This window comes from Amycolatopsis sp. WAC 01376 (assembly GCF_003947415.1).
Classification (GTDB): domain Bacteria; phylum Actinomycetota; class Actinomycetes; order Mycobacteriales; family Pseudonocardiaceae; genus Amycolatopsis.
In genome coordinates this window covers 1,074,012-1,099,139 of the sequence record NZ_QHKL01000002.1, presented here as the reverse complement: position 1 = coordinate 1,099,139, position 25,128 = coordinate 1,074,012, and the positions used below count along the sequence as shown (strand labels likewise).

28 protein-coding genes are annotated in these 25,128 nt (G+C 68.1%); 19 read left to right on the top strand and 9 right to left on the bottom strand.

Annotated features, from left to right (window positions below):
* Positions 1-50 precede the first annotated feature (50 nt).
* Entirely contained in the window at positions 51-551 is a 501-nt protein-coding gene (locus DMH03_RS14550) for a DUF4188 domain-containing protein (RefSeq protein WP_199748868.1), read from the top strand.
* Here the strand turns inward: DMH03_RS14550 and DMH03_RS14545 are convergent.
* Together DMH03_RS14545 and DMH03_RS14540 are read right to left on the bottom strand one after the other, a co-directional pair.
* Entirely contained in the window at positions 542-1,567 is a 1,026-nt protein-coding gene (locus DMH03_RS14545) for an AraC family transcriptional regulator (protein ID WP_125792491.1), read from the bottom strand. The two genes, DMH03_RS14550 and DMH03_RS14545, sit on opposite strands and share 10 nt — an antisense overlap.
* A gap of 647 nt (positions 1,568-2,214) precedes the next feature.
* Positions 2,215-3,648: an MFS transporter gene (locus tag DMH03_RS14540; protein WP_125792490.1), complete on the bottom strand. Its 1,434-nt coding sequence runs from the start codon at positions 3,646-3,648 to the stop codon at positions 2,215-2,217.
* A 211-nt stretch (positions 3,649-3,859) separates the two neighbouring features.
* Between DMH03_RS14540 and DMH03_RS14535 the strand changes: the two genes are divergently transcribed.
* The gene (locus tag DMH03_RS14535) at positions 3,860-4,768 is read left to right on the top strand and encodes a LysR family transcriptional regulator (protein ID WP_158633087.1); all 909 of its coding nucleotides are present in this window, start codon (positions 3,860-3,862) and stop codon (positions 4,766-4,768) included.
* 9 nt (positions 4,769-4,777) lie between these two features.
* Here the strand turns inward: DMH03_RS14535 and DMH03_RS14530 are convergent, their stop codons facing one another.
* Positions 4,778-5,416: an RNA polymerase sigma factor gene (locus DMH03_RS14530; protein WP_233611508.1), complete on the bottom strand. Its 639-nt coding sequence runs from the start codon at positions 5,414-5,416 to the stop codon at positions 4,778-4,780.
* Positions 5,417-5,512: 96 nt separating this feature from the next.
* Here DMH03_RS14530 and DMH03_RS14525 point away from each other — a divergent pair, with 96 nt between their 5' ends.
* The 5 genes from DMH03_RS14525 (at position 5,513) to DMH03_RS14505 (ending at position 9,475) form a co-directional block, all read left to right on the top strand.
* Positions 5,513-6,202 (top strand): TetR/AcrR family transcriptional regulator, encoded by a 690-nt coding sequence (locus tag DMH03_RS14525; RefSeq protein ID WP_125792487.1) that lies wholly within the window; start codon positions 5,513-5,515, stop codon positions 6,200-6,202.
* Positions 6,203-6,224: 22 nt separating this feature from the next.
* Complete coding sequence (locus DMH03_RS14520; protein ID WP_158633086.1) at positions 6,225-7,106, top strand: LysR family transcriptional regulator; 882 nt, start codon at positions 6,225-6,227, stop codon at positions 7,104-7,106.
* A 75-nt stretch (positions 7,107-7,181) separates the two neighbouring features.
* Positions 7,182-8,129, top strand: a complete 948-nt coding sequence (locus DMH03_RS14515) for an alpha/beta hydrolase (RefSeq protein ID WP_125792485.1) — start codon at positions 7,182-7,184, stop codon at positions 8,127-8,129.
* Complete coding sequence (locus DMH03_RS14510) at positions 8,126-9,169, top strand: quercetin 2,3-dioxygenase (RefSeq protein WP_199748867.1); 1,044 nt, start codon at positions 8,126-8,128, stop codon at positions 9,167-9,169. Before DMH03_RS14515 ends, DMH03_RS14510 begins: the two co-directional genes overlap by 4 nt.
* A 45-nt stretch (positions 9,170-9,214) precedes the next feature.
* Entirely contained in the window at positions 9,215-9,475 is a 261-nt protein-coding gene (locus tag DMH03_RS14505) for a hypothetical protein (RefSeq protein WP_125792484.1), read from the top strand.
* Here DMH03_RS14505 and DMH03_RS14500 read toward each other — a convergent pair.
* Positions 9,450-11,309 (bottom strand): P-loop NTPase fold protein, encoded by a 1,860-nt coding sequence (locus DMH03_RS14500; protein WP_233611535.1) that lies wholly within the window; start codon positions 11,307-11,309, stop codon positions 9,450-9,452. The genes DMH03_RS14505 and DMH03_RS14500 overlap by 26 nt on opposite strands.
* 86 nt (positions 11,310-11,395) lie before the next feature.
* Here DMH03_RS14500 and sigJ point away from each other — a divergent pair, with 86 nt between their 5' ends.
* From sigJ to DMH03_RS14480, 4 genes are all read left to right on the top strand, one after another.
* Entirely contained in the window at positions 11,396-12,331 is a 936-nt protein-coding gene (gene sigJ / locus DMH03_RS14495) for an RNA polymerase sigma factor SigJ (protein ID WP_233611507.1), read from the top strand.
* Positions 12,332-12,372: 41 nt separating this feature from the next.
* The gene (locus DMH03_RS14490) at positions 12,373-12,978 is read left to right on the top strand and encodes a DoxX family protein (protein ID WP_125792482.1); all 606 of its coding nucleotides are present in this window, start codon (positions 12,373-12,375) and stop codon (positions 12,976-12,978) included.
* 59 nt (positions 12,979-13,037) lie between these two features.
* Complete coding sequence (locus tag DMH03_RS14485; protein WP_125792481.1) at positions 13,038-13,535, top strand: hypothetical protein; 498 nt, start codon at positions 13,038-13,040, stop codon at positions 13,533-13,535.
* A gap of 96 nt (positions 13,536-13,631) precedes the next feature.
* Positions 13,632-14,039 (top strand): hypothetical protein, encoded by a 408-nt coding sequence (locus tag DMH03_RS14480; protein ID WP_199748866.1) that lies wholly within the window; start codon positions 13,632-13,634, stop codon positions 14,037-14,039.
* Here the strand turns inward: DMH03_RS14480 and DMH03_RS42050 are convergent.
* Positions 14,005-14,280 (bottom strand): hypothetical protein, encoded by a 276-nt coding sequence (locus DMH03_RS42050; RefSeq protein WP_158633085.1) that lies wholly within the window; start codon positions 14,278-14,280, stop codon positions 14,005-14,007. The genes DMH03_RS14480 and DMH03_RS42050 overlap by 35 nt on opposite strands.
* Positions 14,281-14,887: 607 nt before the next feature.
* Between DMH03_RS42050 and DMH03_RS14470 the strand changes: the two genes are divergently transcribed.
* The 3 genes from DMH03_RS14470 to DMH03_RS14460 all read left to right on the top strand — a co-directional run bounded on the left by DMH03_RS14470 (position 14,888) and on the right by DMH03_RS14460 (position 17,440).
* The gene (locus DMH03_RS14470; RefSeq protein WP_125792479.1) at positions 14,888-15,088 is read left to right on the top strand and encodes a cold-shock protein; all 201 of its coding nucleotides are present in this window, start codon (positions 14,888-14,890) and stop codon (positions 15,086-15,088) included.
* A 223-nt stretch (positions 15,089-15,311) separates the two neighbouring features.
* A complete protein-coding gene (locus DMH03_RS14465; protein ID WP_125792478.1) occupies positions 15,312-16,352 on the top strand; it encodes an acyl-CoA desaturase in 1,041 nt (346 codons plus the stop codon).
* A 122-nt stretch (positions 16,353-16,474) separates the two neighbouring features.
* The gene (locus DMH03_RS14460) at positions 16,475-17,440 is read left to right on the top strand and encodes an acyl-CoA desaturase (RefSeq protein ID WP_233611506.1); all 966 of its coding nucleotides are present in this window, start codon (positions 16,475-16,477) and stop codon (positions 17,438-17,440) included.
* 6 nt (positions 17,441-17,446) lie between these two features.
* On the opposite strand, the gene DMH03_RS14455 is transcribed toward DMH03_RS14460, so the two are convergent.
* From DMH03_RS14455 to DMH03_RS14445, 3 genes are all read right to left on the bottom strand, one after another.
* On the bottom strand, positions 17,447-18,370 hold the full coding sequence (locus DMH03_RS14455; protein ID WP_125792477.1) for an NADP-dependent oxidoreductase: 924 nt from the start codon (positions 18,368-18,370) through the stop codon (positions 17,447-17,449).
* 106 nt (positions 18,371-18,476) lie between these two features.
* Positions 18,477-18,872, bottom strand: a complete 396-nt coding sequence (locus DMH03_RS14450; protein WP_125792476.1) for a MerR family transcriptional regulator — start codon at positions 18,870-18,872, stop codon at positions 18,477-18,479.
* Positions 18,873-18,894: 22 nt separating this feature from the next.
* A complete protein-coding gene (locus DMH03_RS14445; protein ID WP_125792475.1) occupies positions 18,895-19,233 on the bottom strand; it encodes a helix-turn-helix domain-containing protein in 339 nt (112 codons plus the stop codon).
* Positions 19,234-19,351: 118 nt separating this feature from the next.
* On the opposite strand from DMH03_RS14445, the gene DMH03_RS14440 reads away from it, so the two are divergent.
* The 5 genes from DMH03_RS14440 (at position 19,352) to DMH03_RS14420 (ending at position 23,337) form a co-directional block, all read left to right on the top strand.
* Positions 19,352-20,050, top strand: coding sequence for an alpha/beta fold hydrolase (locus tag DMH03_RS14440; protein ID WP_125792474.1), 699 nt, complete (start codon positions 19,352-19,354; stop codon positions 20,048-20,050).
* Between the two features lie 343 nt (positions 20,051-20,393).
* Positions 20,394-20,789: a hypothetical protein gene (locus DMH03_RS14435; RefSeq protein WP_125792473.1), complete on the top strand. Its 396-nt coding sequence runs from the start codon at positions 20,394-20,396 to the stop codon at positions 20,787-20,789.
* Between the two features lie 193 nt (positions 20,790-20,982).
* Positions 20,983-22,005 (top strand): C40 family peptidase, encoded by a 1,023-nt coding sequence (locus tag DMH03_RS14430; protein ID WP_233611505.1) that lies wholly within the window; start codon positions 20,983-20,985, stop codon positions 22,003-22,005.
* Between the two features lie 37 nt (positions 22,006-22,042).
* The gene (locus DMH03_RS14425) at positions 22,043-22,405 is read left to right on the top strand and encodes a BlaI/MecI/CopY family transcriptional regulator (protein ID WP_125792471.1); all 363 of its coding nucleotides are present in this window, start codon (positions 22,043-22,045) and stop codon (positions 22,403-22,405) included.
* Complete coding sequence (locus tag DMH03_RS14420; protein WP_125792470.1) at positions 22,402-23,337, top strand: M56 family metallopeptidase; 936 nt, start codon at positions 22,402-22,404, stop codon at positions 23,335-23,337. Before DMH03_RS14425 ends, DMH03_RS14420 begins: the two co-directional genes overlap by 4 nt.
* Positions 23,338-23,516: 179 nt before the next feature.
* Here the strand turns inward: DMH03_RS14420 and DMH03_RS14415 are convergent, their stop codons facing one another.
* The gene (locus DMH03_RS14415; protein WP_125792469.1) at positions 23,517-24,953 is read right to left on the bottom strand and encodes an MFS transporter; all 1,437 of its coding nucleotides are present in this window, start codon (positions 24,951-24,953) and stop codon (positions 23,517-23,519) included.
* Between the last annotated feature and the right edge of the window lie 175 nt (positions 24,954-25,128).

Genomic DNA, 25,128 nt, shown 5'->3' with positions numbered 1-25,128 from the left:
ACACGGTGAACTGATCCCCGTTCGGAGCCATGTTCACAAAGGAGAAAACAGTGAAGATCACCCCAGGCAGGGTCACGCATCAGTACGACGGGGAGCTGGTGGTGTTCCACATCGGCATGACGTTCAACCAGTGGTGGCGGCCCGATCTCTATCTGCCGGTCTTCTTCGCCATGCCGGCGATGATGCGGGAACTCGCCGACGACCCGGACTCGGGACTGCTCGGCTACGAGTTCCTGTTCAACCGCAGAGGACCGTTCGCCGTGCAGTACTGGTCCTCGGCCGAAAAGCTCTACGCCTACGCGTCCGCCGGATCGCAGAGTCACCGGCCGGCATGGACCAGGTTCAACGCGATGGCGAGGAAACACCCCGAAGCCGTGGGAGTCTGGCACGAGACCTTCGTCGTCGAGCGTGCCGAGAGCATGTTCGTCGGGACGCCGGCCATGGGACTGCCCAAGGCGACGAAGACCGTCCCCGTCGACAAGCGGCACCACCGGGCCGCCACACGCCTGGCGGAGGGCGCCACCACGCTGCCCGCGAGCCTTCAGGCCTGAGACCCGTCGGCCGAGGCGCGGGCGGCAAGTGGGGTCCGGCCGGTCCACCGGCGATAAGCACGGCGGAACTCGCGTCCGTCGCTGAAGCCGACTTCGGCGGCTACAGCCGAGATCGCCAGGGTGGAGTGCCGGAGCAACGCGGTCGCGTGCCGCTCGCGGACGCGGTCGCGGATGGCGCCGAACTGGTCGCCCGCCTCGGCCAGTTGCCGGCGCAACGTGCGTTCGCTGATGTGCATCTGCGTGGCGACCTCGGCCATGGTGAGCGGGCGGTGGAGGTGCGCGTTCACCATGGCCTCCACCGCGGCGACGACTCCGGGCCTGGTCCGCGCCGGGGCGATCAGGCTCCGGCACACCGCGAGCGCCGTCCGCAGCGTCGGTTCGTGGTGAGTGGGAATCCGCGATCCCAGCACATCGGTACTGATCACGAGCCGGTCGGCGTCCGCGGCGAAGTGCACCGGGCAACGGAAGAACCGCTCGTACCGGGCGGCATACACCGGCGGCGGATAGGACAGGAAGAGCCGGGTGGGCGTCCAGGTCTCACCGAGGACGGAGCGCAGGAACGCGATGGTGCTGGCGAACGCCTCCTCCGCGAGGAAGGGAAGCAGAGCGGGATCCGGCCAGCGCTCCCGGAGATACAGTTCGATCTCGTCCCCGTCCAGCCCTTCCGCGATGAAGTCGGCGAGGCTGCCGGAAGCCCGATGCAGTTCGTCGAGGACCCCGAACGCGTCGCCGACGGTCGCGGACGATCTCATCGCGACGCCGACGAAGCCGAAGGACAGCAACGCGTCGCGGGCTCCGACCTCGATGCCGAGGGGCCGGTCGGGCAGCGCCGCGACGACTCTGCGGAGCACCGTCCTTGCTTGGTCCAACGACACGCGGACATCGACGTCGTCGAGGAGTCCGGGCTCGAGCCCCGTCCCCGAGAACCAGGCCGAGACCGGCAGCCCGGCCTGGCGGCCGATCGCCACGACCGCGCTCAGCAGTGTCGGTGGAATGGCCGCGTCAGCGGGTGTCATCGACGAAACCGAGCCATGATCCGATTGTACTGAGGGTAAGTCAAAGGTGGCGTGATAGGTGAGATGGCCCTGGGGTGACGCGGCACCGCACTCACGTGATCAGACGCCGGACACCCGAGTTACGGCTCCAAACACGTGAGTTACGTGCCCAAGCACGCGAGTCACGGCTTCGCTCCGCCCGCCACCCCGGGACGAACGGGCTCGCACCGCGGACCCAGGAGCGAAGGCGTCCTTCACTGCATCGGATGCGGCGAAGGGCCCCTTCAGCTCACCGCCGGCCCCAACCCACGACCACGACACCTTTGCCTTACCCCTCAAGAGAAGCGCGGCTTGACGCTTACCAGGTCTCGTACGCTCTCAACGGCGGACGGAAGGGCGGGATGCGGTCGGCGTCCCGCCCCGGAGCGAATGCGGCAGGTGGCGTGGTGCCTGCGCGAGCAGCGAGGCCGCCTGTGTGAAGTACGGCATCCCTGGGTATCCCCGTGGCACGCCGTGGTGCTGCCCGGGTATCACCATGGCGGAGGTTTCGCCGGTTGACGTCCACAGCCGGCGGAGCCGCATTACCCACCGCGGATCGTCGAAGCTCGGCCTCGCGCCGTCGAGAACGGAATGCCCGTCCCCGCACGACCGCGGGGACGGGCCGGAGCTCAGGCCGCGGTCTTCTTCCGCTGGAGCAGCAGGAGAAGCGCGGTCACCAAGCCGATCGCGGCGAAGACCGCGCAGGCGAGGAAGGCGGCGCTGAAACCGTCGGTGAGGGCTGCCTTGTCGGTGGAGCCGCCGGTCACCGCGAAGGCCACCGAGGAGGTGATCGCCACGCCCAGAGCCGCGCCGACCTGGAAGGTGGCGTTGTTGAGCCCCGAAACCAGGCCGGACTCCTCCGGCCGGGCGCCGGACAGCGAGGCGATGGACGCCGCCACGTTGGTGCTGCCGATGCCCGAGCCGAAGACCACGAGCCCGACGAACAGGTCGGTCCAGTAGCCGCCCTGCGGCGAGATGGCGGTCAGCAGCAGCAGGCCGGTGCCCAGCAGCGTCATGCCGACGATGGCGATCGCCTTGTAGCCGATCTTCGCCGCCAGGCGGGCCGCGACGTTGGCCCCGATGATGGACATGACCGCGTAGACGGCGGTGCTCAGCCCGAAGCGGACCGCGCTGTAGCCGAGGACCTGCTGCGCGTACAGCGAGGTCACGAAGGCTCCGCCGTAGACGCACATCGCCACGAGAAGCATCAGGATGTTCCCGCCGACCAGCGAGCCGGAACGGAAGATCCGCAGCGGCACCAGCGGTGACTTCCCCCGGCTCTCGACGACGACGAACAGGACCAGCAGGACCACCGCGCCCGCCAGCATCCACAGCGTGCGGCCGGACAGCCAGCCCGCCTCCGGCGCGACCACGACGGCGTACACCAGCAGCCCGATCGCGGCGGTGATCGTGAGCGCGCCCAGCGGGTCGAAGGACTTGCGACCGGGCCGGACCGGCGTCTCCCGCAGCAGGCGCGGACCGAGGAACAGCACCGCCAGCACGACGGGGATGTTGATGTAGAAGATCCACTCCCAGCCGAGGCCGTCGGTGATGGGGCCACCGATCAGCAGGGCGGCGGTGGCGCCGAACGCGCCGATGCCGGTCCAGATGCCCAGGGCCTTGTTGCGTTCGGCGCCCTCGCCGAAGGTGTTCATCAGGACGGCCATCGCCGTGGGCGTCATGATCGCCGACGAGAGGCCCTGGAGCAGGCGGGCACCGATGAGCACCTCACCGGACCAGGCGAGTCCGCAGAGGATGGACGCGACGCCGAAGAGTGCCGCACCGACCAGGAACATCCGGCGGCCGCCGAGCAGGTCGGCGGTCCGGCCGCCGAACATCAGCAGGCCACCGAAGGCCAGCAGGTAGGCGCTCATCACCCACTGGGCGTTGCCCGGGTCGAAACCGAACTCGGTCTCGATCGCCGGAAGCGCCAGCAGGACGATCTGAGAATCGACGATGACCATGAAGAAGGCCGCGCACAGCAGCGCGAGGGCCTTCCAGCGTCTGGGGTCGGGGGTGGCCGACGCCGGGGTCGAGGCGTCGGGGAGATGGGTGGTACTCATCGCTTCTCGCTTCGTTCAAGGATTCTGTGCTGGATCACCGGGGCATGACGGCATGGCCTCCACCACCGGGGTGCGGGTGATGGAGGCCCGTCGGATCACGGATTCGTGCAGGAGCCCCAGTGCTGCCGAGTCTTGGTCACCCGACGTGCGGGAACAACGGCGAAACCTGCAACAATCGGTAATCCGCGCTTACCGATCGGAGGACGCCGCCGTGGAGTGGAGGGAGCTCGAGTGCTTCCTGACCTTGGCCGAGGAGCTCCACTTCGGCCGCACCGCCGAGCGGCTGTACACCTCTCGCGCCCGGGTCAGCCAGAACATCCAGGCGTTCGAGCGACGCATCGGAGCCCGCCTGTTCGACCGCACCAGCCGCAAGGTCGTGCTGACCGCGATCGGACGCCGTCTGTCCGATGAGCTCGAGGCCCATCACCGGGCGATCGTGGAAGCGATCGAGGACGCCCGCGAGGCGGCACGGGGACGCGGGAAACCGCTGCGTGCCGGATTCTCCGGGCCCTGGTGCGCCGAGCTGCTGAACCTGGCGGGCGATGACCTGCACACCGAGCACCCCGGCACGTTCGTCGACGTCCGGGAGATCCACCTGTCCGACCCGCTGGGGCCGCTGCGCGCCAGGGAGGTCGAGGTGCAACTGACCGAGTTCCCGGTGTCCGAGCCGGATCTGCGCACGTCGGCGCCGCTGATCGCCCAAGAGCGCTTCCTGGCGGTTTCCACCCGGCACCGCTTCGCCGAACGCGCCGCGGTCACCCTGGAGGATCTGGCGGGCGAGGAGATGATCGTGTTCGGGGATCTGATGCCGGCCTATCAGCGCGAGCACTTCTTCCCGCATCGCACGCCCGAGGGCAGACCGATCCGCCACACCCACAGCGTCCGGTACTGGCAGGACGCGATGTCCCTGGTCGCCGCGGGCCGAGGAGTGTGCCTCGCCGGCGGCGACGCCCGCCGGTACTACTTCCGGCCCGACATCACCTACCTGCCCATCAGCGACGCCCCGCCGATCCGGTACGGCCTCGTCTGGCGCCTCGACGCGGAGAACGCCCGGCTGCTGGACTTCATCGCCGCCGTCGAGCGCCTCGGCGGCGAGGGCGGCGGCGATCCGCAGCCCTGAAGTCTGTGCTCACAGTAGCGACTTGACTGCACGGCTCGGGCACGCGCGCTTCTCGGTTTCGCCGTGCGCCTGAGCCTGGAGGTACGCCTGTCGCAGGCCTGCGCGGGCGCGGTGGGCCAAGGCGGCGACCCCGTTCGGCGACACCCCCAGAACCGGTGCCAGCTCGGCCGGTGTGCGGCCTTCGGCGACGGTGCTCCACAACACGGCACGCCACCGCACGGGCAACGTGTGAAAAGCGGATCTGACCAGTTGATCGGTCGATTCCTGCAGGGCCGGCCCGTCGGCTCCTTCGACGTCCTCGGTCGCCGGGACCACCGCGTGGGGCTGGACGCGAAGCCGGTGACGGCTCCACTGGGCGGCGACGTGCCGCATCGTGACGACCAGGTACGGCCGCAGCTCATCGCGCGGTCCACCGCCGTCGCGGACCGCGGCGAGCACCCGCGTGAACGCTTCGGCCACGAGATCCTCCCGTTCGGCGGGCTGGTCGACCCAGCAGGCGGCGATCCGGCGCAGCGGCCCGGCATGCCGCCGGAAGAGCAGATCACCCGCCTCGAGGTCCCCTTCCCGGAGCCTCCCGAGCAGTCTCGCGTCCGGTGGGGCGTCGTCCACGGCATCCCACATCGCCTTCTCCAGATTCCTGTTGATCAACAAGGGATTCGCGGCACGCACCCGCCGCCACGGAGTGACCGACAAAGTAACAGATACAACGGCGTATCCCCTACCCGTGACGGTAGGCTCGCGGAAGTGACCTCCCCTTCCGCGACCTCACGCTCCGGCGACGGCCGCGCGGCCCGCTGGGCGGGGCAGCGGGAGCGCCGTCGTCGTGAGTTCGTCGAGGCGGCCCTGCGTGCGATCGCCGAACACGGACCGCGAGCGTCGACGGCACACATCGCCGAGGAGGCCGGTGTCGCACGGCCACAGCTGTACAAGCACTTCGACGGCGCGACCGACCTGAACCAGGCCATCGCCGACGAAGCCGCGCTACTCGTCACCACCGCACTGCGGCCGGTATGGGAGCTGCGGGGAAGCGCGATGCAGCTGATCACCGTGGCGGTCGACGCGCACACCGGCTGGCTCGCCGAGAACGGCAACCTCTACCGGTACCTGAGCCTGCGTTCACACGGCGACCGGAACGCGGTCGCCGACGTCAGGACCGTCATCGCCCGGCAGCTCACCCAGCTGTTCGAGCACTACATGACGATGTTCGGAATGGACATCCGAATCGCGGAATCCGTCGCGTTCGGTGTCGTCGGGCTCGTCGATTCCTGCGCCGCGCAATGGCTCGAGAACCCCCGCGGCGTACCGAGAACCGAACTCGCCGCCCTGCTCATCCGCTGGATATGGCGGTTGCTCGACGACACCCTCCGCGCGGGCGGTGTCGAACTCGACCCCCACGTCACGCTGCCGCCGCCCCCGCCGCAACCCGCGCTCTGACCGGCCTGGACAGGCAGAAGACGTGGACCTCACCATTCATCACCTCCGGTGCTTCCTCGCGGTGGCGGAGGAACGTCATTTCGGCCGCGCCGCGGCCCGGCTGCACCTGAGCCCTTCCGCGATGAGCGAGCAGATCGCTTCACTCGAACGACGGCTCGCCCGCACGCTGTTCAAGCGCACCTCCCGCAGCGTCGAACTGACCGAGCACGGCCGGGAGCTCGCCCCGCGGGCCCGGCTCGCCGTCGCGGGTATGGACGAGGTCCTGGACTGGGCACGGAAAGCGGCCGACGAGCCGTGCATCCGGGTCGGGCTGATGGTCTCCAGTCCGCGGTTCCGCGAGATCATGGCGGCGGTGACGGACGAACTGCCGCAGGTCCGCTGGCAGATCCGGCAGCTGGGCTTCCTCGGCTGCCACAACGCGCTGACCGACGGCGAGGTGGATTGCGCCTTCGTCGCCGAACTCGGCCGGAACCCCGCTCCCGCGTTCGATTCGGTGCCGTTGTGGGAGGAGGGATGCGTGCTGGTGGTGTCCGACCGGCATCCGCTGGCGGCACGGGACTCGGTACGGCTGGCCGATCTGGCCGGGCAGACCTTCGTTTCGGTCGAGGACGAGGAGATCGCCGGGCACTGGTATTCGGCGCTCACCTCGGCCGGTGTCGCTCCCCGGCTGTTGCCGGTGTCGCGGAACTTCGAAGAGGTGCTCGAACTGTGCGGGGCCGGGCAGGGGCTCAACATCGCCGGTGAATCGGCGCCCGCCACCTACGCGCGACCAGGGCTTTCGTTCGTGCCCATCGTGGACTCCCCGCCGGCGACGACCTCCCTGTATCTGCGCCGGGAACGCCGATCCGACGCGCTGGACCGGTTCGTCCGGATCGCCGCCGGACTCGGTGACCCGATCCGCTGATCATCCGGATCCGCCGAACGATCGTGCGGACGATCGCGCTGGTGTGTCCCGGTCCCGGCGACCAAGCTTGACGACATGGCACACCGCTTCACCTCGCCGCCGGACGCGGTCCGGGTCGACGCCGACGTCGTCTTCGCCCGGCGGGAAACCGGGGATCTGCTGCTGGATCTCCATCGCCCGGTGACCGGCGGACCGGTCCCGGTGGTGCTGTGGCTGCACGGCGGCGGCTGGTTCACCGGCGACCGCACCCTGGCGCCCGACCTCGCACGGCACGTCATGGCCACCGGCTGCGCCATGGCGAGCATCGAATACCGGCTCTCATCGCAGGCGTTGTTCCCGGCCCAGCTGCACGACGTGCGCGCCGCGATCCGGTTTCTGCGCGGGCACGCCGAGCGGTATCGCCTCGTCCCCGGCGCGGTCGGGCTCTGGGGCGCGTCGGCCGGTGGCCACCTGGCGGCGCTCGCCGGGCTCACCGGGCACCTCGACGAAGTGCCGGGCGAGCGGGAGACAGGCGCCGCGCCGGTGCGGGCGGTCGCCGCGTCCTATCCACCTGTCGATCTCGCCGAAGTGGCCGGTCCCCTGCCGGGCGGGGCTTCCTCGCCGGAGGCACGGTTGCTCGGCGGGCATCCGGCGCGTCTGCCGGAGCTCGCCCGGCAGGCCGGTCCCCTGAACTGGGTCGGCGCCGAGGCGCCCCCGTTCCAGCTCTCCCACGGCACCGGGGACGTGCTGGTGCCGCACCGGCAGAGCGAACGCCTGCACGCGGCACTCGTGGCCGCCGGTGTGCCGAGCGAGCTGTACCTCCTGGACGGGTACCGGCACGGTTTCCTCAATCCGCCCGGCCGCCTCGACGTCACACTCGGCGGGGTGATGGACGACGGCAGGCTGGCGGCGGAAGGCACCGCGTCCGCCCTGCGGCGGACTTCGGCCGCCGACGGCGAACCGGCCGCGTTCGGGTTCTCCGACGTCCACGGCTTCTTCCGCAAGCACCTCAAGACCCGTTCCACGACAGGAGAAACCCGGTGACAACGCCCGATCCGGAGACCATGCACAGGCTCGCTCCGGTCGTCAACGCCCTGCCCGGCGAACCGGTCCCCTACTACCTCGCCACCGGTGAGGGCCTCCGGTACGAAACCGGCGGTCTACTGTGGACGGTCATCGCCCGGGCCGAGGACACCGGAGGCCTTTTCGACGCGGCGTTCGTACTCGGCCCGCGCGGCGCGGAGATCCCCTTCCACAGCTTCGCCGGCCACCAGCGGTCCTATTACGTCTTCGAGGGCAGCGCCCAGTTCTGGCTGCCGGGCGAGAGCCGGATCCTGGTGCCCGGCGACTCGGTGCACGTCCCGCCGGGCACGCCGGTGGCCTGCCGCATGCTGAGTCACCTGACCAAAGTGCTCCAGTACTCCGCCCCCGGCGGCACGCTCGACGGACTCCCCAAGGCGGCGAACGTCGAACAGCACATCTACGCCGCCGGAGCGGTGATCGCGGGCGAAGTGCCGCCGGGAGCGACGCCGCACGACCTGCCGCAGGTGGCCCCCGGTGACGTGTGGGACGACACTTTGCCCGCCGGCACCGAGGGTTACTTCCTGCGAGCCCGCACCGGCGACCGGCGGGGCTGGCCGGACGCGGTGAACTCGTTCCTGGCCAGGGGCCGCAACACCGGAGGCCGGTACTTCGCGGTGAACACCCTCGCCGCGCCGCAGCCGTACATCATCCGGCACTTCCACCAGCGGCACACCGAGAACTTCCTGTGCCTTTCCGGCCGGATCTGGCTGTGGGTCAACGGCGAGGAGATCCTCCTGACCCCAGGAGACTTCCTGCACGCCCCGCCCGGGACCGTGCACAGCTTCGCCGTCACCGCGCACAACACCCAGCTGCTCGGCCTGCTCACCTCGGACATCTTCGAACCGTTCTTCGACGTGACCGGCGTGCCGACCGAAGACCACGTGCACACCGAGGGACTCATCGACCCGTCGGTGGTGATGGGTGGCATACGAGCCAACCAGGACCTCGACGTCGTCGTGGCCGGTGGCCCGCCGCAGCGGGTGCAAGCGACCGGCATCTGAGACGCGGTAGCGTGTGCCGAACGAGCCGAAAGGATCCGGGGCACCGTGACTCGACGACTGTCAGCAGGCGACCGGCCCGGGTTCAAAGGCTTGCTCGGTCCCATCTGTCTCGTACTCAGCCTGCTCGGCTGGCTGCTCCCCTACGGCGAGGTGGCCTCGGCACTGGCCTTGGCCGCCGGAGCACTGTCGATACTGACAGACCGCCAATATCGGCTGGACGGCCTTGTCGTCGCAGGCGTCTGCATCGCCGCACTCCAGCTCTTCTTCGGGCTGCTGCTGTTCACGATGGACCTGGCCGGCCACTGACGCCTGACAATTCGAGGTAGGCGCCGCAGCTCCCGCAGAACGCGTCGCTGAGATGGACTGACGAGCCACAGGTGGAACACACGACGACGCGATCGTTGCCCGTCCCGCCTCCCGGCGGGCCTGACAACCCCATCGGCGCCAATGAGGGGAGGCGTTCGCGGGTGCGCCGCAGCAGGTCCGCGCGTTGGTGCGGAGCGCCGAGGCTCCAGGCGAGGGAGAACAGGCCGTTGTCACGGGACAAGGCGATCACGCCTTCGGGGACGTTCTTTTCCAGCCGGGTCAACACGTCCTCCGCCGACTCGCCGTCGACCGGCGCGGCGAGACCGGTGATCCGGCAGAGCCATTCGACTTGCTCACGGTCCATGTCGCTGCCGGCGCGAACGGCCGCCCGGAGGCGGGCGAGTTCGATGAGCTGGCCGAGCATGTCCTGTTCCGGCTCGACGAGGATCCGCCGGAACAGACTGGGAAAGTACATGCGCAGCAACAAGATCTTGATGTGCTCGTCCGAGCGTAGTCGCGAGGAGTGACCGTCGATCTGGTGGGAGAGCACGAAAGTGTTGAGGAACCGCTTGAGCCGCCGTGGATTGCGTTCACTGCGCTGGACGAGCAGAGACAGGTCTTCGTCGGCGAGCAGATGCGCGATACCGGAGGCGTGGGCGCAGGCACGCGCCAGGGCAAGCGACCGTTCGGGGTCCGGGACGGGAACGACGTAGTCGACCTGGATGATCTTTTCCAGGTAGGCACGGCTGAGGTCGGCGGAGGAGGCGTGTTCGCTTTGGGCTAGCGCGTCGCCGACGATCGCCGGGTCGTAGCCGATGACGAAGGTCAGTCCCGGCGCGTCGAGATAGAGACGGATCGCTTCGAAGACCTGGACGATGTTCTCCGGGGAGCACCGGTCGAGGTCGTCGATGAAGACCACGAGCATCCGCCGCTGGTCGAGGGGGCGGTTCTTGTCCGACCACGCGGCGACGGCGTCCTGGATCTCCTTGCGGATCCGGTTGCGCTGTGCGGCGTCGACCCGGAAGCGTTGCCACAGGTCGTCGGCCAGTGCCCGCAGGCCGACCCAGGAGGCCAGGACGACGAACGGCGTGGCGAGCCACGAGGAACGCCGGGTGCGGCGGAGGATCCGGCGGAGCACACTGGGGTCGAGCTGGTCGAGCACGGACCGGATGAGGCCGGTGAGCGCGTTGGTGCCTTCCGCGGTCCAGGCGTTGAACCAAGCGACGCGGACCCGCCCGCGATGTTCCTCGGCCCCGTCTTCGATGGCGTGGCGAAGCAACTGCATCAGACTGCTTTTGCCGACGCCCCAACCGCCCTGGATGCCGATCGTGAACGGCGTGACGGCGCGCGCGTCGAGAAGAAACCCGGCCATGCGTTCGGCGATGACGCGATGCTCGAACATGTCCTCATCCGGGTCGATCGGATGGTCGCTGAGCAACGCGAACGGTGGCGACGCCGGCTTCGAGGACTGGACGCGAGCAGCCCTGTCCTCACCGGAGTCGACCTCGGACTCGCTCGGGACGGTCAGCTCGATACGCCGATGTGATTTCGTGTGCTCGCCGCGGGCCTCGACCACCAACCGGGCCTGCGTCTGCTCGTCGAGCAGTACCGGGATCGTCCAGACGTGATCGCCGCGGGGATACACGATCTGGCTCACTCGCTGGAGTGACTCGGGGATCGAACCGCCGTCGGCGCGGAAGGTCACCTCGAACAGCTCCACGATGTCGCTCGTGTTGAGCAGCCGCACTTCGACCGGATACGGCTGGTCGTACTCCCGCGGGCCACCGGCCACCCGCGCGGTCAGCCGGGGCGGATTCGGATCTTCGGCACTCATCACGCCGCAAGAGTATCCGGGAGGCTGTGCTCCACATCACGTCGCGTGATGTCACGTTTCGCCGGTTCCGCGGTGTCTTGGGAGGCATGTCCGAACACAGCACACCGAACATCGAGGTCGTCGCCGTGACCACCGGCGAACACGCCGACCGGTTCACCCTGTTGCGACCGCTGCTGTTCACGATCGTCTACGAGATACTCGGCTCGGCGACCGAAGCCGACGACGTGCTGCAGGACGGCTACCTGCGGTGGGCCGCGGTGGACCTCGCGACGGTGCGGGACACCAAGTCGTACCTGGCGCGGCTGGTGACCCGTCAGGCTCTCAACGCGTTGAGAGCGAGCGCACGCCGCCGCGAGGACTACATCGGCCCGTGGCTGCCCGAGCCGTTGCTGCTCGACGAGAACGACGCGTCGGCCGACGTGGTGCTCGCCGAGTCCGTGTCCATGGCGATGCTGGTGGTGCTGGAAACACTCACTCCCGACGAGCGTGTGGTGTTCGTGCTGCGCGAGGTGTTCGGCTTCGAACACAGCGACATCGCCGCCGCGGTGGGCAAAACCGTGGCGACGGTGCGGCAGGCGGCGCACCGCGCCCGCAAGCACGTGCAGGCGCGACGCAAGCGCTTCGAGCCCGCTGACACCGCGACGACCGCACGGATCACCGAGCAGTTCATGACCGCCGCCACCACGGGTGACCTCCAAGGGCTGCTCTCTCTGCTCGCGAAGGACGCCGCCTTCACAGCGGACGGCGGCGGAAAAGCCTCCGCGGCGCGCATGCCGGTGGTGGGCGCGGAAATGGTGGCCGCACGCCTCGTGAGCCTCTTCCACAAGGGGCGAGGGATGCCAGACCTGCGGATCGAGACGGTCAACTGCAACAACGCGCCGGCGCTGATCGCCTACCGCGGCGATCACCTGGAGGGCGTGTTCCTCATCGAGATCACCAACGGCGAGATCACCGACATCTACGCCGTCCGCAACCCCGACAAACTCCTCACGGCGACGGTACGGCGCCGGATCAGCCGGTAGCTCCCGAACCTCGCCGACAATCGATTGACAGGAAACCCGAAATGCGAACTCAACCGAGCGACCGCCACCAGCATGCGACCGGTGGGAGCCGGATCCGCCCCATCGCCTTCTGGTTCACCACTTTCGTCATCGTCTTCGAGTTGATCGCCGGATCGACTTGGAACCTTTTCACGATCGACTGGATGGAAGCCCAGTTCGACCACCTCGGCTACCCGGACTACTTCGCCTACATTCTGGGCGTGTGTCATATCGGAGCGGCCGTCGCGATCGCCGTGCCCGGGTTCCGGCTGATCAAGGAATGGGCGTACGCGGGCATCTCTTTCCTGTGGTCGGGTGCAGTGGTGTCGCATCTGGCACTGGGCGACGGTTTTGTGTCGTGGGGGCCGCCGCTGATGTTCCTGGCGTTCGCCGTCGCGTCTTGGGCGCTGAGGCCTGCCGACCGTCGGCTCCCTGAGACGAGGCTCCGCCCTGCCGACACCGGCCAGGACAAGGTGGACAGGACGGAAAATCGTCCTCGCGCTTGGGCCGTTTCGATCGGACTCCTCGTCGTTCTGTCCGCCGTCTCGCTCCTCACGCTGCCCGCCGCGGAGGACGTCACACGCGAGTGGATCGTCGAGCGCGGCTGGGTCACCGAACAGCGGTCGTGAAGGTCTCTCGCCGTCACGAACCCGTCGTCCACCCGAACTCCGAAACACAGGGAATCCGAATGCGAACCACCGAAGCGCGCTTCAAGACAGCGTTCCTCCGGCTCGTCACCGTCGCGCTCATCACCGCCGCGGCCGGCGGCTGCGGCGCGGCCGGGAGCGAGCCGGAGATACCGGCGAGGGATCAGGTCGAAGTCCTCGAACTCAAGGTCGAGAACACCCAGTACCAGGCTCTCGATCTCGGCCGGGCCGGGGTGAGCTTGGGCGACATGGACGTCTACTCCGGCAACGCGATAAGGGACGGTCGCAAAGTCGGACAGGGCGGCGGCTCGTGCCAGACCCTTCATGTCGACGGCGACAAAGTCACGATGCAGTGCTTGATCACGATGGAACTCGGGCAGGGCTCCATCACCATGCAGTCCATCTGGACAAGGGGCACGAGTCCGCTCGACATGGCCATCTCCGGCGGTACAGGCGAGTACCGCACCGCGCGGGGCACCGTTCGTTTCTGGGACATCGCGACCCCGGACGAGCGAGTGCGTGCCGAGATCATCCGGTGAGGTCGCACTCCAGGATGCCGGCCGTGGGTCTGGCCCCACCAGCTGGTGGGGCCAGACCCATACCGGGCTGATCTTGGTCTTCGTAGCGTCACCGCCATGACGAATTCAAGGAACCAGGAAGTGGCGGCCGAGAGTGACGTCCGGCAGTCCTTCGATCAGGTGCGCAAGTGCGTCCTGCTCTTCGGTGTGGTCAGTGCGATCGTCCTGGCGACCGTCGCCGCGGTCGCGCTGACCGGGGGCTCGGTGAACACCTTCATGGGGGTCCGGGCCGTCATCCTGCTGCTCGCCGCTCCGCTGCTGCACGGGCTCGCGGCGCGGGAGGAGCGCAAAAGCCTGGAGCGCCTGCGCGTGGTGAGCACGATCCTGCCGATCGCGATCGTCGGGGTGGACCTGATCCCGGGAGTATGCCCCTCTTGGTACACGGTGATGCAGGCCGTGTCGGCGGTGCCGCTGATCGCCGTCGCCGTGATCACCCGGCGTCGCGTCGTGCGGGCTGCCCGGTGAGAATCGACCATGGACGGCGAAGGGGACGGCCGCGTGCGTGGCTGAGCGCGGTGGGCGGCGGATTCGCCAAGTCGGTGCTGCTCGCCGCCGCGGCTCTGCTCGTCCCCGCGCTGTCGCTGGTGCCCGCTCTGGTCTCCGCGCTGTCGGGTTTCGCCTGGTCGTGGACCAACCCGTGGTCGTGGGCAGGCCTGCTGGTGATCTTTCTCCCGCTCGCCCTGGTGTGCGCGCGTTGGCTCGGCACGCTGTTCCGCCGCCTCGCGGGCAGGTGGTGCGGTCTTGTGCTCCAGAACGACTACCGGCTGCCCGAAACCGCGCCAGAACCGGTGCTGCTGTCCACCGGGTACTGGTGGAACGGCCACTCCTACGAGCGCGATCGCCGCGACGCCGAGCTTGATCAGCGGTGGCGACGGCGGATGGGCGATCCGGCGGGACGTGCGTTGGTTGCTGCTCGCGGCCGTCCTGGTCTACCTCGGCGACAACCGGCACTGACCGTCGCGGGTCGCGGGACTCGAAGTGGCGGAACAGGCGGGTCAGGACGAGCGCGAAGACCCACAGCACCAGGGCGCCGCCGACGATCGCGATTCCCGTTGAACACCACACCGATGGGCTACGGGGTGGCAGGTGCGGTGCGACACGCCACCGTGTCCCCGGGAAGAAATCGGACGACGGCCGGGTTGTACAGGGTGGTCGTAGAGTTTTGTGTTCGTGTGTTCATCACGCTCGCGGAAACGATGTTGCGAGCGCTTCTTTCTTTCTTGCGGGACAGGCTGGAGAAGTCGCGATCTGACACCCGGCCACGGGCGCCGCACGGTGCGGCACCCGTCAAGTCACCGGTAAGGAATTAAGTTATGACACAGGGAATCGTGAAGTGGTTCAACGCTGAGAAGGGCTTCGGCTTCCTCGCCCAGGAAGACGGCCCGGACGTCTTCGTGCATTACTCGGAGATCGACGGCAACGGCTTCCGTAGCCTGGACGAGAACCAGCGCGTCGAGTTCGTGGTCTCCCAGGGCGCCAAGGGCCCGCAGGCCACCGGCGTTCGCGCCGTCTGAGGGCTGAAACAGCCCAGATCGTGCTCTGAGCAGCGGAGACGCTGACGGAGACACCAAGATCCCGGTGCCCTTCAACCGAGTCCCGGTTGGGGGGCATCGGCCTGTCCGGACCGAGGTACTCGCGTGCGGGTTTGAGTCCGTGTCGCGGCGGAAACCCGATCAGTGAGGTAGCCGTGCTCCCGAGGCACGGCATTGGACGCCTTCAGGGGAGAACGACCTCATCATGACTGGATCGGCTGTTTCGGCGACACAATCCTCAAAACCTGGCGGCGGCGGCTTCGTGGAGCTGGCCCGCTGGGTCAGGCACGCGGGGTTGCTGCGCCGGCGATACGGCTACTACGCGGCGCGGATCGCGGTCAACGCCTTGCTGCTGGCCGGCGGCGGGGTCGCGTTCGTGCTGCTGGGCGACTCGTGGTGGCAGTTGCTCACCGCGGCACTGTTCGCGGGTGTGTTCACGCAATTCGCGTTCATCGGCCACGACGCTGGCCATCGGCAGATCTTCGGTTCCCGGCGCCGCAACGACCTCGTCGGATACGTGCACGGTGCGGTCACCGGGATCAGCTACCAGTGGTGGGTCGGCAAACACAACCGGCATCACGCCAACCCGAACCACGAGGACGAGGACCCCGACATCGAGATCCCCGCACTCGCGTTCAGTGACGAGCAGGTCATGGCCAAACGAGGCCTGCTGCGGTGGATGGCCAAATACCAGGCGTTCCTGTTCTTCCCGCTGCTGATGGCCGAGGCGGTGATGCTGCGCGTCGCGAGCGTCCAGGCCGTCCTGCGACGCGAGGTCAAAGCCACCTGGCTGGAAGCGATCCTGATCGCCATCCACCTGGTGGGTTACCTGAGCGCCGTGTTCCTCGTGCTGTCCCCGTTCAAAGCGGTCCTGTTCATCCTGGTGCACCAGGGATTGATGGGTGTGTACCTGGGATGTTCGTTCGCCCCCAACCACAAGGGCATGCCCATCCTCGGCAAGGACGAACGAGTGGACTACCTGCGCAAGCAGGTGCTCACTTCCCGCGACGTCCTCGGCGGCCGCTGGGTGGACGAACTGCTGGGCGGGTTGAACTACCAGATCGAGCACCATCTGTTCCCCACCATGCCGCGCCCGAACCTGCGCCGGGCGCAACCGGTCGTGCGGGAATTCTGCCTGCGGCGAGGCATCTCCTACAGCCACTGCGGCCTCATGGCCTCGTACGCCCGAATCCTGCGCCACCTGCACGCCGTCGGCGCACCGCTTCGCCGTCCCCGCCGGACTTGATCGCCGCGTTTGCCGCGGCGTCGGCGGGGTATCCGACCGAAGTGAGGGGTAGCGGCTCCTGACGGGGCTACGCGTGACCCCGTCGGTTGAGCACCGTGTTCGTCATCCCGGAGGCAGGGACCGTGAGTTCGCCAGTCGACAACCGCATAAAGGACACTCGTCAGCGACCGCCGGAACCCGTGCTGGCGGGCAGTAAGAGCTCGGCCCAGATCTTTTTGGTCAAACTGTTCGCCATCGTGCCCGCCGTGACGTTGGCCGCGACGGTCCCGCTCGCGTGGGGCTGGGGTCTCGGCTGGCTCGATATCGGGCTGGCCGCGTTCTTCTACACGGTGACCAGCCTTGGCGTGACCATCGGCTTCCACCGCTATTTCACCCACGGCGCGTTCACCGCCACCCGCGGGCTGCGGATCGCGCTCGCCGTCGCCGGCAGCATGGCCTTGCAGGGCCCGATCATCGACTGGGTCGCGGATCACCGCCGCCATCACGCCTACGCCGACCGCGACGGCGACCCGCACTCCCCCTGGCGGTTCGGCACTTCGGCGCGGGCGCTCGTCAAGGGGTTCTGGTACGCGCACATGGGGTGGCTGTTCGAACGAGAACAGACCAACGCCAAACGGTTCGCGCCCGATCTGCTCGCCGACGCCGACATCCTCCGCGTCAACCGGTTGTTCCCCGCGCTGACCGTCGTGTCGCTGCTCTTGCCCGCGCTGGCGGGCGGGCTGATCACGCTGTCCTGGTGGGGTGCGCTGACCGCGTTCTTCTGGGCCGGGCTCGTGCGTGTCGCGCTCCTGCACCACGTGACCTGGTCGGTGAACTCGATCTGCCACATGATCGGCGACCGGCCCTTCACGTCGCGAGACAAGTCGGCGAACTTCTGGCCACTGGCGATCCTGTCGATTGGCGAGTCCTGGCACAACTCCCATCACGCCGACCCCACCTGCGCCCGCCACGGCGTGCGCCGCGGCCAGATCGACATCTCCGCCCGCCTCATCTGGATCTTCGAAAAACTCGGCTGGGCCACCAAAGTCCGCTGGCCAAGGTCAGAGCGGCTGGCCCGCAAACTCAAGACAGCCGAGGGCGCACCATGACGACCGTCATGCCACTTCGATGACGACCTTGCCCGAAGCGTGGCCGTTCTCGACGGTGGCGAGGGCGGCCGGGGCGTCGGAGAGCGAGTGGACCGCGGTGATCACGGGTGCGAGGAGTCCGTCGAGGGCCAGCCGGGCGGATCGTTCCAGGTTCCCGCGATCGAGGCGGCGCTCGACGAAACGCCCACCGAGCTCGGGCACCGACATGTCACCCACGGAGATGACAGTGCGGGGATCCCGGGCCAGCGGAGCGACCGTCCGCAATGAAGTACCCCCGACCAGGTCGACGATCCCGCCGAAGCCGTCCGGAACCAGCTCGCGTGCCACGGCGACGACGTCCTCGGCGGCGTAGTCGATGAACCGCACCCCGATGGCTTCGGCGTGCTCGCGTCTGGCGGCACTCCCGGTGCCGATCACCCGCAGCTCGCGCCCGATGGCCAGCCGCGCGACGGCGAGGCCGACGCCGCCCCCGACCCCGTTGACCAGGACCGTGGCACCGGACGGGAGGCCGAGCTGGTCGAGCACGTCCACCGCAGTCGTCCCGGCCACCGGCAGCGTCGCCGCGACGGTCGCGGACAGGCCCGCCGGGATGCGCGCGGTGTTCGGCGCGGACAGCACCGTCGTCTCGGCGTAGGTACCACCACCGGTGAGGGCGAAGCCGAAAACCGCGTCACCCACCTCGAGCCCGTCGACGTCCTCGCCCAGGGCAAGCACGGTTCCGGCCGCCTCCATGCCCAGCACGCGGGGGAACGGACGCCCGCCGTCGAGCCCGGGGACCAGACCCGAGCGCACCGCGTGGTCGAGAGGGTTCACGCCGGCGGCATCGACCCGGATCAGCACCTCGCCGCGACCGGGGACAGGATCGGGACGCTCGAAGAACTCCTGCACCTCGGGCCCGCCGTGCTTGCCGAAACCCCACACCTGTCCCATTTTTCGCCGTCTCCCGGGTGACCGGCCCGGTGGTTCCGGGCGCTGTCGCCATCCTCACCGCTGACATCGGTGTAAGGGGCAAGCGCCTGAGGTGCGGGTCACAGCGTCAGGTCGGCTGCACCACCGGTTCGGGGACCGTGGACAGCTTCGCCCGGTGCCGGCTGTTGGCTTTGATCAGCACGTCGAGGGCTTCCCGGCTTTCGATCAGGTGCGCGATGTCGGCGTCGATCCGGTCGCGCTGGAGCATCATCAGCGTGAACGTCTCCTCGGCGACGCCGAGGTCATCGGGGATGTCCACGCACGGCAGCACGGTCGCGATCACCTGGCTGGACATACCCGCGTCGAACAGTTGCCGGATGAGCGACACGCGCTGGACCTCCGCGTCGGAATAGTGACGCTGCCCCGTGCCGGAGCGCGTACTGGTCAGCAGGCCCTGCTCTTCGTAATACCGCAGTGAGCGCGGACTCACGCCCGTGCGCTGGGACACCTCGCCGATCCGCATTCCCGCGAGCCTACGACGTCCGTCAGCGGTTGTCGTATGCCGCGCGGGCGGCGTCGATACGCGGCAGGTGCGTGATGCTCCAGTCGAGCAACGGCGCGGTCGCCTCGCGCAGGGTCCGCCCCATCGTCGTCAGCTCGTAGCTGACGTGTGGCGGCATGACGTTGTGGACCGTGCGTGTCAGGATCCCGTCGCGTTCGAGGTCGCGCAGCGTCACGGTGAGCATGCGCTGACTGATGCCCTCGATGGCACGTTTGAGTTCGGTGAAGCGTCGCGGCCCGTCCTTGAGCATGCGCACGATCAGCAGCGCCCACTTGTCCCCGACGATCCCGAGCACTTCGCGGGCCTGACACGGGTCCTGCATGGTTACCTCCAGAGAACCGGGGCACCCGAAAGTGCCGTATTGCCCGGTGCTCGTCGTGGGGATCATGATGCTTCCGGTTACCAAAGGGTACCGAGGCACGAGGAGGAACCACACGCACATGGCCACATTCCTGCTGATACACGGCGCCTGGCACAGCGGACAGGTCTGGGACCGGGTGTCCCCACTGCTCGAGTCGGCAGGCCACCGGGTATTCGCGCCGACCCTGACCGGCTACGGCGACAAAGCACACCTACTGGGCCCCGAGGTCGGGCTCCACACCCACATCGACGACGTCACCGGCCTGATCGAACACGAGCGTCTCGACGACGTCGTGCTCGTCGGGCACAGCTACGCCGGGATGGTCATATCGGGAGTCGCCAACCGGCTCCCGGAGCGGATCGCGCATCTTGTGTTCCTCGACGCGATGGTGCCCGAGGACGGCGAAACAGCGGTCGATGTCCTTCCGGTCACCAAACAACTCGTCGACCTCGCCGTGGACGGCTGGCGGGTTCCGCCGATGCCGGAGCAACCACCGCCGCTGGGCTTGTTCGGGGTCACCGATCCCGACGACATCGCCTGGTTGCGCTCGATGCTGTCGGATCAACCGGTCCGCTGTCTCGTGGAGCCCGTCCGGCTGGACAACCCTGCCGCGCGCACGATCCCGCGCACGCACATCCACTGCGTCGGAGGTCGTCCGGCGGGCATCACCCGGAGACCGGTCCCCGCGGGTGAGCGGACCAGGGAACTGCCGACCGGCCACGACTGCATGGTCACGACACCCGTCGAGCTCGCCGGGCTGCTGCGCGACACAGCCTGACCGTACGTCCATTCCGGAAGCCAGACTGGCCACTGTGGACAATGCAGCCGCTACCCGGCCGCATGAGAAGCGACCGTCTTCCAGAATCCGGACGACAGCAACGTCATCGACCAACCGGCGCGTCCCAGGTTGATGCGCAGGAGGCCCGGCGGCCGCCCGCCGGGTCTCGACGGGATCCCCCGCCAGTAGTTACTATTACATCTAGTACTACTTGCCGTAGATCTCTTCCGACTCGGACCACAGGTGATCGATGTCGCGTCATGCGCTCCGGATCGTCACACCGACCCGAAGCCACCTCGTGCAGCTCCTGTACTCATGGACACAGGAGCCTCGCGTCCTGCACATGGGCGCAGCAGGCGAGGATATGAAGGCAGCTCTCGCGGATGCGGGATTTCTGGTGACCGTCACGACCAATGCGGACGATCTCGACATCACCTTGCCCGGCGAAACCTACTTCGACTCGATTCTGCTGAGCTCGGAAGCCTTGACCAGCCGGGAAAGTCTGCGCTCTCAGATTCACTTGCTGCGCAAGGCCGCCGAACACGTCACATCGGACGGCGTCGTTCTCGTGGAAGTGCGTCCCGGGCGAATCGAGCCACGGCACGGCGCGCACATCCACATCGCCGATGAGCTCGATCTGATCGCCGAGATGGCCGGACTGCGCCGCGTGCACCGTTCCGAGCTCAGCGAAGGCTCCCGCGAAACGACCTTGGTGAGCCTGTACCGGCGCAAGCAGTAGTGATCACCACATTCTGGCTTCTCACTACTGTATGCCACCTACTTAGTACTAAGTGAAATAGTGGACAAGTGCGGCTCGTTACCTTACGGTGACCGGCGGGCCTTCGGGGCGGTCCGTGACCAAGCTCGTAAACACGACAGGAGATCCAGCACCCGTGACACCGCACCGACGCCGGATGGCTTCACTGCGCGTCTTGACTGCCGCCGTTGTTCTCCCGCTCGGATTGAGCACGCTCCCCGCGAGTGCGCAGCCGGCGCTGCCACCCGCCGAGGCGCAGGATCCGATGTCTCGCTACCAGCGCCTCGGCGCCGACGCCGCGAAGGCCGAAGAGGATTTCTCCGCCGCTCAGGATGACCTGGCAGCGCGGAAAGCCACGAGCGCCAGGGCCGACGCCGACCTCGCGGCCGCCAACAAGGATTTGGCGGACGCGGAGGCCTCGATCACGAAGTTCCGCGGCGAGGTCGACAAACTCGTCGCCGCGAACTTCCAGGGAGCTTCTTCGGTCAATCAGCTCGCGGCGTTGCTCGACAGTGACAGCCGGACGGATTTCCTGCAGAAGTCCGCGGCCATCTCCCTCCTGTCCGGACAGAAGGCGGACGCGCTGGCCGGGCTGAGAACCGTACTCGATCAGGCCGCCCAAGGCCGGGCACAGGCGGCAGAAGCCCAGAAACGCGCGAGCGAGGCGACCGCGGCCGCGCAGTGGGCGGTGGACCAGGTCACCGACCGGAAGAACGACCTCGACCGGCAGATCAAGCAGGTTCGTCAGGCACTGGGGGCACTTCCGGCGCAGGACAAGGCAAAACTGGGCAAGGTCCAGGACAGTGGTTCTTATCTCGGTCCGCCCGGAGCGGCGAACGACGCGCTGCAAGCCGCACTGTCCAAAAGGGGCTCGCAATACGAATGGGGTGCCACCGGCCCCGCCGAGTTCGACTGCTCCGGTTTGACTTCCTGGGCCTACCGCCAGGCAGGCGTCAACATCCCCCGCACCAGCCGACAGCAGTACACAGCCGGAAAACCGGTCTCCCTCGACCAGTTGCAGCCTGGCGACCTGCTGTTCTACGACGACGGAACCGGCAATCCCGGCGCCATCCACCACGTCGGCATGTTCGTGGGCAGCGGGAAAATGGTCGACGCGCCGACCGAAGGACAGCTCGTCGACGTGCGCTCGATGAAGGGTGACGGGCACCTGATGGGCGCGAGGCGCATAGTCGGCTGAGCAGGGCAGGACGGTATCCTTCCTGCCAGGAGGTGCCATGCGTCGGTTGGGCGAACTTGAAGCCACGGTGATGGACGTGCTGTGGCGCGGTTCGGAACCCATGCTGGTCCGCGAGGTGCTTCAGGAGATCGCCAAAGAGCGGGACCTGGCGTACACCACGGTCATGACCGTGCTGGACAACCTGTACCGCAAGGAATGGGTCGTCCGCGAAATGGAAGGCCGCGCATACCGCTACCGGGCGATCACTTCACGCGAACAAGCGACCGCTCAGGCTCTTCGTGACGTGCTCGACACGGCAAGCGACCCGGAATCGGTGCTGCTGCACTTCGCACAGTCGGTCTCCGAGGAAGAGTCGGACATCCTGCGCCGCGCCTTACGCCGAAAGCAGCGAAAGCGGTGATCCCCGCCGCCGCGCTCCTCCTCGGCGTCCTGATCGTCGGCTGGTGTTCCCCACCGGTCCTGGCGAGATTCGGGACGCCACAGGGCAGCCCGGCGGCGGCGATCACCTGGTGGCTCATGACCTCGATCGGTCTGCTGGTGAGCACGGTCGGCGGCGTGCTCCTTCTCGCCCTGCCCGGTCATGGCCCCGCGGATCAGATCACCCGCTTGATCGACGCCTGTCTGTCCACGATCAGCCACGACGGGATTCCGTCGCTTGACCTGGTGGTCGGCGGTACGGCCGGAACCCTGCTGACGTTCGCGCTCATCCGCCTGCTCTCGTCGTCGATCAGGCGTCGACGGCGCCGCAACCAGCTGCATGAGCGGCATCTCGACGCACTGCGGCTGACCGGATCCCGCCCATCGGATCGCGTCCGCACCTTGTGGCTGCCGCACGAGCACCCGATCGCCTACAGCCTGGGCGGGCGCCACGCCATGATCGTCGCCAGCGACGGGTTACGTGTCCGGCTCACCCCTGCCGAACTGCAGGCGGTATTCGCCCACGAGAACGCTCACGTTCGCAGCCGTCACCACCTGCTCACCGGCTGTGCCGACGTGCTGGGCAGGACGCTGCGCTTCGTCCCGCTCATGCGCGAGCTCCCCAAAGCGATCAGCCTGTTCGTCGAGCTGGCCGCAGACCGGACGGCGGCCGCGGAATGTGGAGCCGGCCCGGTGCGGTCGGCGTTGCTGACCATCGGAGCCACCGGCGGTCCGAGGAAAGCGCTCGCGATGTCGGGTGGTGACACTTCGATCCGGATCAGCAGGCTCGAGGACCGTCAACGGCTGCCCTTGCGGTCCGGCATGACCAGCATCATCGGCGGCATCGCCTGCTTGACCGCCCCTGCAGCCGTCGCCGTCGCCCTCATGGGGGCGTTCAGCCTGGCCTTCTGCTGATAGCCGGCTCAGCCGATCGGCAACAGGCCCGACAGTCCAGTACGCAGCGACAACCGGCGGCTTTGAGAACGATCAGTGTCGACAGGCCGGTGGAATCACAGCAGTCCAAGACCAGGTGAAACACCGCGTGGAGGGCAGACCTGGAAATGGTCTCGCCCTCCACGCGGTGGTACAGCCGGTCATCGCAGCACCGCCGGTTCACCTCCGCCGGCGTCGCTGAGCTCGGGCTTCGGGGCGCGCAGGGTGGCCATGGCCAGGAAGCCACCCGCGATCGCGATGCCCGCGGCCCCGAGGAACGCCGCCGAGTAGCCGCCGGTCAACGCGACCGGGTCACCGACGCTTCCGGCGCCGAAGGACACGGCGACCGCGGACATCGCGGCCAGACCGAGCGCCGACCCGATCTGATACGAGGTGTTCACAATCCCCGACGCGAGCCCGCCTTCCTCCGGCTTCGCGCTGGAGATCGCGGTGCCCAGCGACGGGATGAACGCCAGCGCCTGACCGAGCGCCGCGACCAGCGACGCGGGCAGGACATCGACGACGAAGTTGCCGGTCGGGCTGACGAACGACAACCACACCAGACCCGCCGCGAGCGCCCACAGACCACCGATGATCATCTTCTTCGGCCCGAACCGGCCGATCAGCTTCGGCGCGACCGCGACCATCAACACCACGATCAGCACCGTCATCGGCAGCAACGCCGCACCGCTGGCGAAGGCCCCGTACCCGAGGACCTGCTGCAGGTACAGGTTCAGGAAATACCACATCGGGATCCACGCCGCACCGAGCAGGAACTGCGCCAGGTTCGCGCCACCAAGGTTCGGCGTGCGGAAGATACCGAGCCGCACCAACGGGACTTCCCGCTTGCGCTGGATCCCCACGAACACTCCGAGCAACGCGATACCGCCCGCCAGCGCGCCCCAGGTGCCCGCCGCCGCCCAGCCCGCTTCCGGCGCCCGCACGACACCGAACACGGTCAGCCCGAGACCCGCGGTCGCCGCGACAGCACCCGCCAGATCAACCGAACCACTCCTGGCAGGCGCGGACGGCATCAGCCTGCCCGTCGCCACGATCGCGACCAGCGAAATCGGGACATAGAGCCAGAAAATCCACGGCCACGACAACCACTCGGTGATCACACCACCGAGGAACACCCCAGCCGTACCACCAGCAGGAGCAGCCGCCCCATAAAGCGCGAGCGCCTTCGTCAGCTCACGGGGACGCGCGCCGAACAGCATCATCAACAAGGTCAGCGCCGACGGCGCGATCAGCGCCGCACCCGCGCCCTGCAGCACCCGGCCGAGCAGCTCGACCCACGCGGTGCCCGCGACCGCGGCGACCACCGAGCCGCCGAGGGTGACCACCCAGCCCGCGGTGAACATCCTCCGCGCGCCGAACAGGTCCGACAGGCGTCCGCCGAGCAGCAGCAGCCCGGCCAGCGCGATGACGTAGGCGTTGAACACCCACGACAGATCCCCCGGGGAAAACCCGAGATCCTGCTGCATCGCCGGCAGAGCGACACCAATGATCGAAGTATCCATGATGACCATGAACTGGGCCAACGCGATGAGTCCCAGCGCCCACCACCGTCGTGGGTCCGGGGTTGTCTCCGCCATGACGTCCGTCCTTTCAAGACCACTTACCCCTAGGGGGTATTGCGGACCTGAACGTAGACCGGTTCATGACGCCGCGCAAGTACCCTACGGGGGTATTGGTGTAGCGATCGTCACAGGCGACGTTTTGACAGCAAAACCCGTTGCACGGCAATGAGTCGTCACGTAGAACATCGAA